13 protein-coding genes and 1 riboswitch are annotated in these 16,475 nt (G+C 56.5%); of the genes, 7 read left to right on the top strand and 6 right to left on the bottom strand.

Annotated features, from left to right (window positions below):
* Positions 1 to 75 precede the first annotated feature (75 nt).
* Together metG and trpA are read right to left on the bottom strand one after the other, a co-directional pair.
* Positions 76 to 1,788, bottom strand: coding sequence for a methionine--tRNA ligase (gene metG / locus IEX10_RS03255; RefSeq protein WP_188670844.1), 1,713 nt, complete (start codon positions 1,786 to 1,788; stop codon positions 76 to 78).
* Between the two features lie 129 nt (positions 1,789 to 1,917).
* Entirely contained in the window at positions 1,918 to 2,709 is a 792-nt protein-coding gene (gene trpA, locus IEX10_RS03260) for a tryptophan synthase subunit alpha (RefSeq protein ID WP_188670846.1), read from the bottom strand.
* A gap of 177 nt (positions 2,710 to 2,886) precedes the next feature.
* Here trpA and IEX10_RS03265 point away from each other — a divergent pair, with 177 nt between their 5' ends.
* The 3 genes from IEX10_RS03265 (at position 2,887) to IEX10_RS03275 (ending at position 6,797) form a co-directional block, all read left to right on the top strand.
* Positions 2,887 to 3,714, top strand: coding sequence for a PhzF family phenazine biosynthesis protein (locus tag IEX10_RS03265; protein ID WP_188670848.1), 828 nt, complete (start codon positions 2,887 to 2,889; stop codon positions 3,712 to 3,714).
* Positions 3,715 to 3,811: 97 nt separating this feature from the next.
* Positions 3,812 to 4,909: a redox-regulated ATPase YchF gene (ychF, locus tag IEX10_RS03270; RefSeq protein ID WP_188670850.1), complete on the top strand. Its 1,098-nt coding sequence runs from the start codon at positions 3,812 to 3,814 to the stop codon at positions 4,907 to 4,909.
* Between the two features lie 412 nt (positions 4,910 to 5,321).
* Positions 5,322 to 6,797, top strand: a complete 1,476-nt coding sequence (locus IEX10_RS03275) for a hypothetical protein (RefSeq protein WP_188670852.1) — start codon at positions 5,322 to 5,324, stop codon at positions 6,795 to 6,797.
* Between the two features lie 48 nt (positions 6,798 to 6,845).
* Here IEX10_RS03275 and gcvP read toward each other — a convergent pair whose 3' ends face one another.
* The 4 genes from gcvP to gcvT form a co-directional block, all read right to left on the bottom strand.
* Positions 6,846 to 9,698, bottom strand: coding sequence for an aminomethyl-transferring glycine dehydrogenase (gene gcvP / locus IEX10_RS03280; protein ID WP_188670854.1), 2,853 nt, complete (start codon positions 9,696 to 9,698; stop codon positions 6,846 to 6,848).
* A gap of 109 nt (positions 9,699 to 9,807) precedes the next feature.
* Positions 9,808 to 10,167 (bottom strand): VOC family protein, encoded by a 360-nt coding sequence (locus tag IEX10_RS03285; RefSeq protein WP_188670856.1) that lies wholly within the window; start codon positions 10,165 to 10,167, stop codon positions 9,808 to 9,810.
* A 4-nt stretch (positions 10,168 to 10,171) separates the two neighbouring features.
* Positions 10,172 to 10,531, bottom strand: coding sequence for a glycine cleavage system protein GcvH (gcvH, locus tag IEX10_RS03290; RefSeq protein WP_188670858.1), 360 nt, complete (start codon positions 10,529 to 10,531; stop codon positions 10,172 to 10,174).
* Between the two features lie 26 nt (positions 10,532 to 10,557).
* Positions 10,558 to 11,688 carry a glycine cleavage system aminomethyltransferase GcvT gene (gene gcvT / locus IEX10_RS03295; RefSeq protein ID WP_188670860.1) on the bottom strand — a complete coding sequence of 377 codons (1,131 nt, stop codon included), beginning with the start codon at positions 11,686 to 11,688 and terminating at the stop codon, positions 10,558 to 10,560.
* Between the two features lie 143 nt (positions 11,689 to 11,831).
* Positions 11,832 to 11,918: riboswitch (glycine riboswitch) on the bottom strand.
* Positions 11,919 to 12,037: 119 nt separating this feature from the next.
* On the opposite strand from gcvT, the gene IEX10_RS03300 reads away from it, so the two are divergent.
* The 4 genes from IEX10_RS03300 to IEX10_RS03315 all read left to right on the top strand — a co-directional run bounded on the left by IEX10_RS03300 (position 12,038) and on the right by IEX10_RS03315 (position 16,428).
* On the top strand, positions 12,038 to 12,481 hold the full coding sequence (locus IEX10_RS03300) for a VOC family protein (protein WP_188670862.1): 444 nt from the start codon (positions 12,038 to 12,040) through the stop codon (positions 12,479 to 12,481).
* A 66-nt stretch (positions 12,482 to 12,547) separates the two neighbouring features.
* On the top strand, positions 12,548 to 13,369 hold the full coding sequence (locus tag IEX10_RS03305; protein WP_188670864.1) for an alpha/beta hydrolase family protein: 822 nt from the start codon (positions 12,548 to 12,550) through the stop codon (positions 13,367 to 13,369).
* 76 nt (positions 13,370 to 13,445) lie between these two features.
* Positions 13,446 to 14,960 (top strand): catalase, encoded by a 1,515-nt coding sequence (locus tag IEX10_RS03310; protein WP_188670866.1) that lies wholly within the window; start codon positions 13,446 to 13,448, stop codon positions 14,958 to 14,960.
* A 133-nt stretch (positions 14,961 to 15,093) separates the two neighbouring features.
* Positions 15,094 to 16,428, top strand: coding sequence for a calcium-binding protein (locus tag IEX10_RS03315; protein WP_188670868.1), 1,335 nt, complete (start codon positions 15,094 to 15,096; stop codon positions 16,426 to 16,428).
* Positions 16,429 to 16,475: the final 47 nt, after the last annotated feature.

Genomic DNA, 16,475 nt, shown 5'->3' on the forward strand with positions numbered 1-16,475 from the left:
TATTAAGAATTGAAGAAGGGGGCCGCAGCCCCCTTTTTTTATGAGTATTTTTGGAACATTGAAACCCGGCGGGTATTAGGAATTGCCAGCGAAGCGGGTTTGCATTTCGTCCCGTGCGTCGTCTGTGATTTTGGCGAACATCACTTCGGGTACGGTGAAGGCATGTCCGGCTGGCAGCGCGTTCAGGGCATCGGCCGCGCTTTCGGGCCAGTCGGCTTTGGCATTCATCGCTGTCAGCATTGTTGCCGCTGCATCCGGAATGAACGGTTCGGACAAGGTGGCGTAGAACGGGATAAGGTTCAGTGCGAAGCGCACAGATGTTGCAGCGGCCTCGGGGTCTTCCTTAAATTTGGACCAAGGGGCGGCGTCTTGTAGGTATTCATTGCCAAGGGTCCAGATCGCCCGCAGCTCGTTCGAAGCTTTGCGGATTTCCATCGCCTCCATGTGGGACTGGTAGGTGTCCAGACGGGCCTGCAGCGCGTCGATCACGGCGTGTTCGGCCGCGCCGTAAGCAGGGCCTTCGGGAACAACTTCACCGAACTTGGAACGGCAGAACTTGGTGACGCGGGACACGAAGTTGCCAAGCACATCGGCCAGATCCTTGTTCACTGAAGACTGGAAGTTTTCCCAAGTGAATTCGGAGTCCGAGGATTCCGGCACATGGGACAACAACCACCAGCGCCAGTAATCGCTGGGCAGAATGTCGAGCGCCTGATCCATGAACACACCGCGCCCTTTGGAGGTAGAGAACTGGCCGCCGTCGTAGTTCAGGTAGTTGAAGGATTTGATGTAATCCACCAGTTTCCAAGGCTCCCCCGATCCCATGATTGTGGCGGGGAAGGAGAGGGTGTGGAAGGGGACGTTATCCTTGCCCATGAACTGGACGTATTTCACATCATCCGCGCCTTTGTCGGTGCGCCACCAGCGTTCCCAATCCGCATCGGTCTTACCGTTTGCATCTGCCCATTCGGCGGTGCCTGCGATATATTCGATAGGGGCGTCGAACCAGACGTAGAAGACCTTGCCTTCCATGCCGGGCCAGTCTTTGGTCCCCCGTTTGACAGGAATACCCCAGTCCAGATCCCGCGTGATGCCGCGATCCCGCAGGCCGTCACCGTCATGGAGCCATTTCTTGGCGATTGAGGTGGTCAGCACCGGCCAATCTGTTTTGCTGTCGATCCACTCGTCCAATTGATCGCGCATGGTGGATTGGCGCAGGTAGAGGTGCTTTGTCTCGCGCACTTCCAGATCGGTCGAGCCGGAAATCGCAGAGCGGGGGTTGATCAGGTCAGTCGGGTCGAGCTGTTTCGTGCAGACTTCGCACTGATCGCCGCGCGCGTCTTCAGATCCGCAGTTGGGGCAGGTGCCCTCAATATAGCGGTCCGGCAGGAAGCGACCATCGGCGTTGGAGTAGACTTGCGTTTCAAGCACTTCCTCAATCAATCCGGCATCCGCCAGTTTGCCCGCGAAATGTTGGGTCAGCCGGTGGTTGCGTTCAGAAGAGGACCGTCCGTAGTGATCGAAAGACAGGCGAAACCCTTCGGCCAGTTCGGACTGCACCGCGTGCATCTCGCGGCAGTAGTCTTCAACCGGTTTACCCGCTTTCGCCGCAGCCAGTTCGGCCGGTGTGCCGTGCTCGTCCGTGGCGCAAATGAACATCACCTCGTTCCCGCGCGCGCGATTGTAGCGGGCATAAAGATCGGCGGGCAATTGCGAGCCGACGAGATTGCCGAGGTGTTTGATCCCGTTGATATAGGGAATGGCGGAGGTGATCAGGATGCGGGCCATAGATACGTGCCTTGGATTATGATGCGTGGGAGCGTGCTGCGTGGTTTAGCGGAAGACTTACCGCCAAGCCAGAGGGGAATCAAAGGGGCGCTGCCCCTTTGACACCGGGATATTGGTGGAAAATGGGAATCAGGCGGCGTGAACGCCATCTGCGAGGGTTCTGACAAAGGCCAGAACATCCGCTGCTGGTTCACCCGCGCCGAGTTTTTCGACAATCGCAGAACCAACCACCGCGCCATCGGCAACGGCTGCCATTTCTTGTGCGTCCTGCGGGGTTTTGATCCCGAAACCGATGCAGACTGGGATGTCTGTGCTTTGTTTGATCCGCGCCACTTCGGCACCTACGGTTTGCGCGTTGGCGGAGCCCGAACCAGTGATGCCGTTGATCGCCACGTAGTAAATAAAGCCCGAGGTGTTTTGCAGCACTTTGGGCAGGCGTTTGTCATCTGTTGTCGGCGTTGCGAGGCGGATGAAGTTCAAACCGGCGGCATTGGCGGGCAGGCAGAGTTCATCGTCTTCTTCGGGGGGCAGGTCCACCACGATCAGCCCGTCGATACCGGCGGCTTTGGCGTCTGTGACGAACTGGTCCACGCCGTGGTAATAGATCGGGTTGTAATAGCCCATCAGCACGATCGGAGTTGTGTCATCGCCCTTCCGAAACTCTGCCGCCATGGCGAGGGTTTTTTTCAGGGTCATCTGCGCAGCAAGAGCCCGCTGGCCGGCCAATTGGATCGTCGCACCATCAGCCATCGGATCGGTGAAGGGTACGCCCAGTTCGATAATGTCCACGCCCGCGTCCGGTAGACCTTTCATCACTTCCAGAGAGGCGTCCATATTTGGATCACCGGCCATGATGTAGGAAACAAACGCGGATTTTCCGGCAGCTTTCAGTTCAGCGAATTTTGCGTCGATACGTGACATGGTGATACCTCTTTCGTTTGGATGATGAATGCCCGTGCAGCGCGTTAAATTCAATGGGGCAATGCAAGGATCGAGCCGGTTCGATCACTTTTTGTGAACTTCGGGCCCACAAATGGACATTTGCGCAGGTCAAGGCCCACGCTTAGATGGGCAGAAAGCAAACGATAGGAACCTGTTATGGAAATTCAAAGAATCGCTGCGTTTTCACTGAATGATGCTGGTGGAAATCCGGCGGGTGTCGTAATTGCTCCGGCCTTACCGCCGGTGGCGCAAATGCAAAAGATCGCCGCCGATGTGGGGTATTCGGAAACGGTATTCGCTGCACCGCAAGATGACGGATATCGGGTGCGGTATTTCGCGCCCGAGGCAGAAGTCTCGTTTTGCGGACATGCCACCATCGCCCTTGGCGCTGCACTCGGGGCGGCCTACGGAGAGGGTGTTTATTCGCTTTCCATCAACGATGCGGACATCAGTGTAGAGGCTTTCAAATCGGGCGCAGCTTGGGGGGCACGTCTAGTCTCACCTGACACCCGACAGGAAACCGCGCCCGAAGACCTGAAAACCGGTGTTCTTGAGTTGTTCGGATGGACGACAGAGGATCTGGACAGCGGGCTGGAGCTTATACTGGCTGAAGGCGGGGCACGCCATCTGTTGGTGCCGCTGCGAAGCCACGATTTGCTGCGCGAGATGTCCTATTCTTTCGATGATGGCGCAGCTTTGATGCAGGCTCATGCGCTGGTTACGATCAATTTGATCTACCGACAGGACAGCCAGACCGTTTACAGCCGCAATGCCTTTGCGGGGCACGGGGTTTATGAAGATCCCGCAACTGGGGCTGCTGCCGCCGCACTGGCGGGATACTTGCGCGACACTGGGCGGGGTAATGCGCCGTTCACGATTTTCCAAGGTGAGGATATGGGCGCGCCGTCCCGTTTGGTTGTCGCGCCGCTGGCCACAAAAGGGGCCCCTGTGCGTGTGGAAGGAGAGACCCGCATGATCGTTTGACCTGCCACCCCCGGTAATCCCAAAGGGGTTTGCGTCTTCTGGGTTGCGAAACGGCCCTTTGCAGCCTAGAAGGCGACAACAAATTTCGGAGACTGAAATGGGCTTTAAAACTGGGATTGTGGGTATGCCGAATGTGGGGAAATCCACATTGTTCAACGCGCTCACCAAGACGGCAGCAGCGCAGGCGGCGAATTTCCCGTTCTGCACAATCGAACCCAACGTGGGGGAGGTGTCTGTACCGGATAAACGGCTGGACACGCTTGCAGAGATCGCCAAGTCCAAGCAGATCATTCCAGCGCGGATGACGTTTGTGGATATTGCGGGTCTTGTCAAAGGCGCGAGCAAGGGGGAGGGGCTTGGGAACCAGTTCCTCGCCAATATCCGCGAATGTGATGCCATTGCCCATGTGCTGCGGTGTTTTGAAGACGACGATATCACCCATGTTGACGGCCGTGTGAACCCTGTTGAGGACGCACAGACCATTGAAACAGAACTGATGCTGGCCGATCTGGAAAGCATCGAAAAACGCCTGACCGGTCTGGTGCGCAAGCTGAAAGGCGGCGACAAGGATGCGGTTCTGGCGGACACACTGCTGCGTCGTGCCAAGGCCGCCCTGGAAGAGGGGCGTCCCGCGCGCACAGTAGATGTGGCAGAGGACGAGCGCAAAGCTTGGGATATGCTGCAAATGCTGACCAGCAAGCCGGTTCTATATGTGTGTAACGTAGAAGAAGAAAATGCTGCCGAAGGGAACGAATATTCCGCGGCTGTGGCGAAAATGGCCGAAGAGGAAGGCGCGGCGAGCGTTGTGATCTCAGCAGCGATTGAAGAAGAAATCAGCCAGCTTGAAGGCGAAGAGGCTGATATGTTCCTTGAAGAGATGGGGCTGGAAGAGGCCGGACTGGCACGCCTGATCAAGGCGGGTTACGGATTGCTGGACCTGCAAACCTATTTCACCGTTGGTCCGAAAGAGGCTCGTGCCTGGACCATTCCGGTGGGCACTGCCGCACCGCAAGCCGCTGGTGTCATCCACGGAGATTTCGAACGGGGCTTCATCCGTGCCGAAACCATCGCCTACGACGATTTCGTTGCCAATGGCGGAGAGCAGGGTGCCAAGGAAAAGGGCAAAATGCGGGCCGAAGGGAAATCCTATGTGGTGTCCGACGGCGATGTTTTGCACTTCCTGTTCAATACCTGACGCAAGACTGTAAAAGTTAAAGACAGTTCCAAAACCCCCGTCGCCTAGATTTTAAAAGGCGGCGGGGGTTTTTCTTTGAAGCTGAAGGAGCGTTCTTCGGAAACGCTCCAATTGGGCGAATTGGGTGGAGCGTTTTGGCGTTGTATGTCGGCGTTTTAACCATCTGCCATTCTGCCAACTTTAATACAATTTGAATATCGACATTTTGTTAGAGCGATAAATTCATTGCAAAAAATTTCCTACCGCCAAGATTGACCGGCATTAACTTTAGCTTTTCCAAAAGTTGTAAAAGCTACAAATTGATCTAGTAAGTTTCTGTTAAAATCTGTCGCGCACTCCGGTCATCAGATGTAATGCGCGACGGTTCCAACTGCCAAATCGGGGAGCCCAGCGCCAAACCAACGGTGCCGGAATGTTAACCTTTCAAGTTGAGGCGACAGTGACAGATACCAAAAAGCTGTTGCTGCAAGGGGTGTCGGATATCGATCTGGTCGCCCTTGATCGTGGCTGGACTGTGGTTGTTGCCAGCACAGCGGATAGTGCGCTTACGAGCTTTGATTTCACCGGTGGACAGATCGGGGAGGTGTTAGACACACAAAGATTCACCGACAGTTCCGGTACGCGGACGGTTTGGGATATGACGTTTGTCACCTTGGGCGGTTCTGTTGGATTGATCCCCGCCACCCGCTACGAAGATCAGGCCGTTATTTACAATTTCACAGACGGTGGTGATTTTGCGCCAAGCGGTTCTGCGGGTACGATGGCTGGGTTGGGTCTGACGTTGGCAATCGAAATCGACAGCGGGACTTTTGTTTTTGCCGGTGCGGACGGTTTGACGAGCTACCGCTTCGGGGCGGGGTTCGATTTGGTGGAAGAAGCGCATTTCGCCGATACATCAAAGCGGTTTCTCGGGGATGTCAGTGCAATGGCCCGCGCAAAGGTGGAAGGCACCGATTATCTGTTTGCGGCTTCGGCCTTTGATGCCGGGCTCAGCAGTTTTCGGATTAAAAGCAATGGTGCTTTGCAGTTTATTGACGATGTAGCGCCCGCGGACGGTTCGGGGTTTTCCAAACCACAAGCGCTTTTGGCGGTTTCTGTGGAAGGGGTAGATTATCTGGTCATGGCTTCCGCTGGCACGTCGAGCCTGACGGTGTTCTCTGTCGCTTCGGACGGTGAATTGCATGAGGTGGAGCATTTGCTCGACACGCTTGATACCCGTTTTCAGAATGCCACTCATATTGAAAGCTTCGTGTATGACGACCGCAGCTTTCTGGTGGTGGCGGGATCAGATGACGGGATTTCCGTGCTGGAACTTTCCGCCTCCGGTACGCTGAGCCACATGGGAACGTTGGCGGATACTTACGATATTACGCTCGACAATGCGTCGGGTCTGGCGGTGGAGGTGATCGACGGGGAGGTGGTTCTGCTGGTCAGCTCTGACACGGATCACGGCTTTACCCAGATCACCATAGACATGAGCGCGCTGGAGGCGGTGATGCGCGGCAGTGCGGGGGCGGACTGGATGAAGGGATCGCGGGAGGCGGATTACATTGACGGCATGGACGGGGATGATTTGATCGAAGGGAACAGCGGCGCGGATGTGATCATCGACGGTAAGGGGAGCGATGTTCTTTTGGGGGGCGGCGGGGCAGACGTGTTCCGCTTTGTAGAGGATAACACGCCGGACGAACTGGCGGATTTGCGGCCCAACAATGATATGATCGACCTGTCCAATTACGCGGGCATCAACCGGTTCTCTGATATTGATGTGATGGATTGGTGCGACGGGGTGATGATTGTGGTCAACGCGGACATCATTCTGGTGCGGGATTATTCCGGTGTGACCTTTGAGGTGGACACGTTTGATGCGTCAAACTTCATCTTCTGAACGCAAAACAGGCGCGGGTTGCCGCGCCTGTCTTTGGGGTTTGTGGCTTTACTCGGCCGCGTCCTGATAGCTTTCCATAGGTGGGCAAGCGCAGATCAGGTTGCGATCCCCATAAGCGTTATCGACGCGGTTCACGGGGGACCAGTATTTGTCCACACGGAACGCACCGGGAGGATAACAGGCCTGTTCGCGGGTGTAGGGGCGATCCCAGTCACCCACCAGATCTTCCACCGTGTGAGGCGCATTCTTCAGCGGGTTGTTCTCGCGGTCGATGCGGCCTTCTTCAATGTCCTTGGCCTCGGCATAGATCGCCAGCATTGCATCGCAAAAGCGGTCCAACTCGGCTTTGGTTTCGGATTCTGTCGGCTCGATCATCAGCGTGCCAGGCACAGGGAAGGACATGGTCGGTGCGTGGAAACCGCAGTCGATCAGGCGCTTGGCCACATCGTCCACAGTGACGCCTGCGCTGTCCTTCAGCGGGCGCGTGTCGATGATGCATTCATGGGCCACGCGGCCGTTTGGTCCTTTGTAAAGCACATCAAACGCCCCTTCGAGCCGCTTGGCGATGTAGTTGGCCGACAAGATCGCCACTTTGGTCGCCTGTGTCAGACCCTCGCCGCCCATCATCAGGCAGTAGGCCCAGCTGATTGGCAAAAGGGACGGAGACCCGAATGGCGCAGCCGATACAGCGCCCGAACCGCTGTCATCATCAAGATGGCCCGACAGGTGGGGGATCAGGTGGGATTTTACACCGATTGGCCCCATGCCCGGCCCGCCGCCGCCGTGCGGGATGCAGAAGGTCTTGTGCAGGTTCAGGTGGGACACATCCCCGCCGATTTTACCGGGCTGGGATACACCAACCATCGCGTTCATATTGGCACCGTCCATGTAGACCTGACCGCCAAAATCATGAGTGATCTGGCAAACTTCGGTCACGGTGGCTTCAAACACGCCGTGGGTGGAGGGATAAGTGATCATACAGGCGGCCAGATTGTCACCGGCGGCCTCGGCCTTGTTGCGGAAATCCTCTACGTCGATATCGCCGTTTTCAGCCGAGTTCACCACAACCACCTTATAGCCCACCATCTGTGCAGAAGCAGGGTTTGTGCCGTGTGCCGATGTCGGGATCAGACAAATGTTGCGGTGATCGTCGCCGTTGGCTTTGTGATAAGCACGGATCGTCAGCAGGCCGGCGTATTCCCCTTGCGCACCCGAATTGGGCTGCATGGAAATCGCGTCATAGCCGGTGATCTGGCACAGTTTGTCTGACAGGTCGTCGATCAGTTCCTTGTAGCCTTCGGTCTGGTCCGCAGGGGCAAAGGGGTGAATGAGCGAGAATTCAGACCATGTGACCGGCATCATTTCCGCCGCAGAGTTCAGCTTCATTGTGCAGGACCCAAGCGGGATCATCGCACGATCCAGCGCCAGATCGCGGTCCGCAAGACGGCGCATGTAGCGGGTCATTTCCTGTTCGGCGCGGTTCATATGGAATACCGGATGGGTCAGGAAATCCGACGTTCGCACCATGCTCTGTGGCACGCGGTAACGGGGGGTGAAATCCTCGTCTGTGCGAGTCAGCCCGAAGGACTGCCACACGGCCTCGATGGTTTCAGGGCGCACCCGTTCGTCCAGTGTGATCCCGATTTTGGTGTCGCCTACCTTGCGGAAGTTCAGACCGTGTTGCACGCCTGATTGCATGATAACCGATTGCAGGTGGCCGACTTCAACCGTGATCGTGTCAAAGAAGGTTTCAGGTTCAACCTTCAGCCCCATGCTTTCCAGCCCTTCGGCCATGCGCACGGTCTTGCGGTGGATGCGCTGGGCAATTGCCCGCAGCCCGTCAGGTCCGTGGAACACAGCGTACATAGATGCCATCACCGCCAGCAGTGCTTGTGCGGTACAGACGTTCGATGTGGCTTTCTCGCGGCGGATGTGCTGCTCGCGGGTTTGCAGGGCAAGGCGGTAGGCGCGGTTGCCCCGTGCATCAATAGACACACCCACCAGACGGCCCGGCATCGCGCGTTTATATGCCTCTTTCGTTGCCATATAAGCCGCGTGCGGACCGCCGTAACCTTCGGGAACACCAAAACGCTGGGTGGAGCCAACAGCAATATCCGCCCCCATTGCACCCGGTTCTTTCAGCAGGGTCAGGGACAGCGGATCGGCGGCGATCACACCAATGGCCTTGGCATCGTGCAGCGCTGAAATCTGGTCGGTGAAATCGCGCAGATGCCCGTAAGTGCCCGGATACTGGAAGATCGCGCCAAACACAGCGGTTGCGTCCAGATCGGCTTCAGGGTCGCCAATCACCAGTTCGATATCCAGCGGTTCCGCCCGTGTTCGCATCACTGCGATGTTCTGAGGGTGGCAGTTCTCGTCAATAAAGAACGCCTTGGATTTGGATTTGGCGACCCGCTGGGCCATCGTCATGGCTTCGGCGCAGGCGGTGGATTCATCCAGCAGGGACGCATTGGCGATTTCAAGACCTGTCAGGTCACAAACCATAGTCTGGAAGTTCAACAGCGCCTCAAGCCGCCCCTGAGAGATTTCGGGCTGGTAGGGCGTATAGGCCGTGTACCACGCCGGATTTTCCAGAATATTGCGCTGGATTGCTGGCGGTGTCACTGTGCCGTGATACCCCTGACCGATCAGCGAGTGCAGAACCTTGTTTTTCTCCGCTGTGCGGCGCATGTGATAAAGCACTTCGCGTTCTGATTTGGCCCGTTCCCAGACCAGAGGCTCCTTGCGGCGGATCTCATCCGGTACGGTTTCGTCAATCAGCGCGTCGAGCGACCCTGTCCCGAGCAGTTTCAGCATGTCGCCCATTTCATCGGGGGAGGGACCGATGTGGCGGCGGTTTGCAAAATCGTAGGGCAGATAGTCGGTGGCTTTGAACGGCATAGGGTGGCTCCTTGCGGCGATGTTCAGTCAGGCGGGGTTCAGACAGTTCGGCGCGTCCGGTTCGAAAAAAGCGGGCGCAGGATTGGTTTTTGAGGCCGGTTGGTTGGCGTCAGTCCGGCGGGTTGTGTTGCAACACGTTGATCAGCGTTCCAAACGGGTCGCGCACAAAAAAGCGGCGCACGCCCCAGTCTTCTGTGACAGGCCCGTAGACGGGTTGGTGTCCAGCGGCGGTGCAGCGTTGAAGCAAGCTGTCAAGATTATCCACCTCGATGGAAAGGGACGGGACAGGGGTATCATTGCCCCCTTGCGTCATAAGGCTGATCTGGGGTTTGACCGGCTCTGCGCCGCCAAAGGTTCTGATCCAGCCCATATCCATCAACGTGTCCATGCCCAGTATGTCGCCATAAAACGCGTGCGCTTTGGCAGGGTCGTCACAGGCAATATCGGGCACGATCCGCAGCACCGCCATCCGATCAGGCGATCAACGCGTTATAGGCGGCTTCGTCCATCATGTCGTCCAGATCGGCCATATTGTCCGGCTTCATCTTGAAGAACCATGCCTTGCCCAGCGGGTCTTCGTTGACCAGCGTCGGGTTCTCCAGCAGTTCGGTGTTCACTTCAACGATCTCGCCATCAATCGGGGCCATAATGTCAGAGGCCGCTTTCACGCTTTCGATGACAACGATGTCTTCGTCTTTGGTCACTTCGGTGCCCACTTCGGGCAGTTCCACGAACACCAGTTCGCCAAGGGCGTCAGCGGCGTGTTTGGTGATGCCAACGACTACAATATCGTCTTCGGCCAGCAGCCATTCGTGTTCTTCAGTAAATTTCATAGGTCTGTTCCCTGCGTCTGGTGGGGTTATCGTTTAAAGTTTGCGGGTGTGAAGGGCAGGGCTGCAACGCGCACGGGCAACCGTTTGCCGCGCAGTTCTGCGTAAAGAGTGGTATCTGTTTGGGCCAGTTCCGTTGTGACATAGCCCATTGCAACGGGGCGTCCCACTGTCGGGCCAAAACCGCCCGAGGTGATGCTGCCGATTTGCTCTGCGCTGTCGCTATCCGCGAAAAGAGGTGTGCCACCGCGCATCGGGGCGCGGCCTTCCGGCGCGATGCCGACCCGTTTGCGCACTGTGCCTTCTGCCATTTGGGACAGGATCACATCTGCGCCCGGAAAGCCGCCTTCGCGATCGCCACCACTGCGCCGTGCCTTCTGGATCGCCCAGTTCAAAGCCGCCTCAATCGGGGTGGTTTCGGTGTCGATGTCATTGCCATAAAGGCACAAACCACCCTCTAGCCGCAGGCTGTCCCGCGCACCCAGTCCGATCATTTCGACCTCGTCCATCGCCAGCAAATCCCGTGCAAGGCCGGTGGCTTGATCTGCCGGAATTGAAATCTCGTAGCCGTCTTCACCGGTGTAGCCGGAGCGGGAAATCCACAATTCAACATCTTTGTAAGGCAGGGTTTTTACGTCCATAAAGGACATATCCGCAACCTCGGGGATCAGGCGGGACAGGGCGGTTTCCGCCGCTGGCCCCTGAAGCGCCAGCAGGGCGCGGTCGTCGTGCATTTGCAGATCGCAACTGTCAGACAGATGGGCCTGGATATGGGCAAAATCATCGTCCTTGCAGGCACCGTTCACAACCACATAAAGGTGATCCCCCCGATTGGCGAACATAAGATCGTCACGGATGCCGCCCTGATCGTTGGTTAGCATGCCATAACGCTGCCGCCCGTCTTTCAGGCCGAGCACATCCATCGGGATCAGGCTTTCAAGCGCGCGCGCTGCATCTTCAAGCTTGCCTGATTTTGGCGTGATTATCACCTGACCCATATGGCTGACATCAAACAGGCCGGCGGCATTGCGGGTGTGATTGTGTTCCTTCATCACGCCAAGGGGAAATTGCACGGGCATTTCATACCCCGCGAAGGGCACCATTTTGGCGTCCAGTTCCACGTGAAGATCATACAGCGGTGTCTGTTTCAGATCGGACAATCCGGCCTCCTGTTCGTATCAGCCGGTCGGATTTCCGGCATCGGTCTGGCTGCGCAATTGCGCAACCGCGATGCCCCCTCTGTACCTTTTGCCTGAGATCGCTATCCCTTCGGCGGACACGTATGTGCCTCTCTCCAGAGTCTGTAAGATCGGCGGTCCTTTTGCCTGAGAGTTTCCGGGGCGGTTGCTCCTTCGGCACCAGCTGGGCTGGCTTCTCCCGACTCGATCTGCTGTGCACCATAGTATGCAATCAGATTCTGTTCAAGGTATCGCAGCGGTGATTTTGCGGTGGAATTCAATCTGTTTCACGATAGGTTGCAGGCAATCAACAGTCTTACGGAGAACGACAATGCGCTATCTTCACACAATGGTCCGCGTGGCCGATCTGGATGAATCCATGGACTTCTGGTGCAACAAGATGGGGCTGGTCGAAACCCGCCGCACCGAAGTTCCCGAAGGCAAGTTTACCCTGATCTTTCTTGCTGCCCCCAAGGACGAATCCCACGCCAAAGAACATAACGCACCGGAGCTGGAACTGACCTACAACTGGGACAGCGACGAGAAACTTGAAACAGGTCGTAGCTGGGGCCATCTGGCCTATAAGGTGGATAACATCTATGAAACCTGTCAGGCGCTGATGGATAAGGGCGTTGTGATCAACCGCCCGCCACGCGATGGTCGCATGGCTTTTGTAAAATCCCCTGACAACATTTCTATTGAATTGCTGCAAGAGGGCGACAGCCTTGCCCCTGCCGAGCCTTGGGCCAGCATGGAAAACACCGGCGAGTGGTAACAACCCTTTGTAAAAGTCCCCCGTCCGGCATGATCGGGCGGGGGCGGCACCATTGGCGTTCGCCATATGTCAGTTCGCTGCCTGCTGGCGCTAGACAATCCGATGGCTGTTTCGCATCTGTGTCAAAACACAGGGGTAGGTGAACAAGTGTCTTCCGATCAACTGGATATCCGACAGCGGTGTAACAACAGCCTTTTGCGCAGTTGGGAACACTATGGACGATCTGACACGCTGGTCCTGTGCTTCACTGGTATCGGGCGGGTCGATCAGGACTGCCCACCGCCGGAATTTGTGCGCAGCGCCACCGCTGGTGGCAGGCACCATGTGCTGTTTCTATCGGACCCGAACCGAAGCTGGCTGAATGAACCGGGGCTGGTGCCCCTTATGCAAGAAGAGATCGCGCGCTTCCGGCAGGCGTGCAATCCCCGCCGCGTTGTGGCTATGGGCCATTCGATGGGTGGGTTCAGTGCGTTGGTCGCACCGTCATACACCACCGTTCACCAAGTGCTTGCCTTCGCGCCGCAATACTCGGTGCATCCCGATCTGGTGCCGGACGATCACCGTTGGTCGAACTACCGCACACGGATTAAGACTTTTACCATCCACTCCATCGCGGATCATCTGAATTCGCAGACCAGCTATTGCGTGATCCACGGTCGTCACGGACGCGAAGCCCCCCAGCGGGACCGCTTCCCGCGTCCGCCAAACCTGCGCCACTACGTGATGCCGCGCACCAATCACAATGTGCCCCAACGGCTCAAGGCGCTCGGCTGTCTACCAGAGGTAACCGCGCTTGCGATTGAGGGGCGCGCCCGCAAACTGCTGATGCTGATGAAGGCGCGTGCCAATGCATCTTTGCGACCCGCCGAGGCGAGGGAGACACCCTAAAGGGGGAACCAAGGGCGGGGAACCTGCGTTGGGTAGCGTAAGAGATTGCGCATTAACCAACATGGAAGGGTCCAAAATGACCGATAAAAAGTCTCCTCCAACCACCACAGATGCAGGTATCCGCGTTCGCAGCGACGAGCACTCGCTCACGGTCGGGCCTGATGGCCCAATTGTCCTGAACGACCACTACCTGCTTGAACAAATGGCCAATTTCAACCGCGAACGTATCCCTGAACGCCAGCCCCACGCCAAAGGCTCCGGTGCTTTTGGGACGTTTGAAATAACCGCAGATGTGTCCAAATACACCAAGGCCAAGATTTTCCAGCCCGGCGCAAGTTGCGATGTTGTGATGCGGTTTTCCACCGTTGCCGGAGAACGCGGCAGCCCTGACACATGGCGCGACCCGCGCGGCTTTTCGGTGAAAATGTATACCGAAGACGGTAACTTTGACATGGTCGGGAACAACACGCCGATCTTCTTTATTCGCGATCCCTTGAAATTCCAGCACTTTATCCGCAGTCAGAAACGCCGCGCGGACAACAATCTGCGCGATCACGATATGCAGTGGGATTTCTGGACACTGTCGCCCGAAAGCGCCCATCAGGTGACTTACCTTATGGGGGACCGTGGCATCCCGCGCACCTGGCGCGAAATGAATGGCTATTCCAGCCACACCTATTCGCTGGTGAACGCGGATGGCGAACGGTTCTGGGTCAAGTTTCACTTCCATACGGATCAGGGCGACGGGAACGCCTACCTTAGTCAGGATGAAGCGGACAAGCTGGCGGGTACGGACGGGGACTATCACCGCGCCGACCTGTTCAACCACATCGCTGACGGGGACTTCCCAAGCTGGACGCTGAAGTGGCAAATCATGCCGTTCGATGACGCTAAGACATATCGTTTTAATCCGTTCGATCTGACCAAAGTTTGGCCGCACGAGGATTATCCGCTGATGGATGTGGGCAAGCTGACCCTGAACCGGAACCCGACGGATTTCCACACAGAGATCGAACAAGCCGCATTCGAGCCCAACAACATGGTGCCTGGCGTTGGGCTGTCGCCTGACAAAATGCTGCTCGCCCGCGGGTTTTCCTATTCTGACGCCCACCGCGCGCGCCTTGGGGTGAATTACAAGCATATTCCGGTGAACAGTCCGAAAGCACCTGTTCACAGCTACTCCAAGGATGGGGCGGGGCGGACTGTGAAAGTAGAAGATCCGGTCTATGCGCCGAACTCCTATGGCGGACCGTCTGCCCAACCCGAAGCGGGCGAGGAAGCAGGCATCTGGCACGCAGACGGAGAAATGGTCCGCGCCGCTTATACCCTGCGCAAGGATGACGATGACTGGTCGCAAGCCGGCACACTGGTCCGCGATGTCATGGATGATGCCGCGCGGGACCGTCTGGTGCAGAACGTCACTGGCCACCTGACCGCAGGCGTCAGCGAAAAAGTCCTGCAACGCGCGTTCGAATACTGGCGTAACATTGACGCTGACACTGGCGTGAGGATCGAAAAAGCCGTTCGCGACAAGTTGGGAGGCAAATCCAAAGCCCCCGGCATGGCCTCCGCCAAAAGCATTGGCGGCTAACGTAAATAGGCAAACGTACGGGGCGGTTTGCGCCCCGTACGGAATTTTTGTTGCTTTTAAAATTAAGCGGAGTCAAATTTAACCCAAGACAATTCCGAATATTTTTTCAATTTTTTCAACGATGGGGAAGTCTATGGTTACGATTAATTCACATTTCGATGGCAGCAGCGATATTGAGAATGAGCCGGTTGGCGAGAATGACAGTGCGGACCTGACGTGGTCGGGGTACCTCCCATTCTACTCGGTCTATGACGACAGCGATGACCGGTTTTACAACGTCAATGCCAGTTTCAGCGGATCAAACTGGACAGTCGCATATATGGCGTTTCATGCCAAAGGTGGCAGCAAAGCAACCATTTCCGATGGCGGGACCAATACCAATATCGGGGTTCTGGCGCTGGGCGAGAGTTCGAAAGTTGTGCTGGATGGCACGCAGGTCGACTACATTGAAGGCTGGGGCGGGGTGCATGACATCACGCTCGGGGATCAGCGCACCCGGTTAGTGAAGTTAGGGGGGGATGAGGTCAAAGTCACGCTCTCTGGCAGGATCGATACCCTTGATCTGGGAGGTGTTGATAACACCGTTACCATGAACGGTGACTCAGATATAAATTTCGCAAGGGTCTACACAGAAACCGGATTATCCAAGTTTAACATAAATGACGGCGGCGACATGCGTGTTCTTACCGCCAACGGTGGCGATGTAGAAATCAATATGGAGGGATCAGGTCGTATTCGAACCATCGAAGCTTTTGAGGGCACATTGGATATGACAACGGACGAGCGTTATGTCGCAAATCTGTTTGCATACGATTCTGTTTCCGTGATCCACATCGGCGCTGGTGGAATAGGGGCCGTGCAAATCGGCTCAGGCTCGGCCATGTCTCACGTCATTACCGCGCAAGGCCATATTAGCAATCTAGAATTCTTTGACGATGATGCGGTGAAAATGACCTTGGGTGACGGCGGCGCGGGAACCCTGCGGACAGCAAATGGCAATGATAAAGTTGTCGGCGGCAGCGGGTATATCGAGTTGATAAACACGCGCGATGGGAATGACGTTGTTGTGACAGGTAGCGGATATGTGGAAACGATCCGCACAGGCGAAGGCCGCGACAAGGTCAAACTGAACGGGGATACCGGTAGCATTAAACTTGGCGGTGGAAACGATAAGTTTTTCGGTGGATCCGGCGATGACTGGGTCATTGGTGGTGCTGGCAATGACCTGATGAAGGGCGGCGGCGGCGGAGATTACTTTGTATTTGGTGATGGCAGCGGCAACGACAAGCTGCGCGCGTTCAAAAGCGGCGATGATCTGATGTTAATCGCAGATCACGAAGGCGGGTTTGACACGCTTTCCATTGAGAAAGTCGGCAAACACAAAGTGATCGAGTATGACGGCGGCACGATCAAATTGCTCAAGCTTGGGAAAGCCGACATAGACGTCGACGATTTTTCGTTTATTTAAAGCGGCAATCTGGCGGCTTAGTGCCCTCTCTGACGAACCTGTTCGGA

Source organism: Neptunicoccus cionae (assembly GCF_014643735.1).
GTDB classification, from domain to species: Bacteria; Pseudomonadota; Alphaproteobacteria; order Rhodobacterales; family Rhodobacteraceae; genus Amylibacter; species Amylibacter cionae.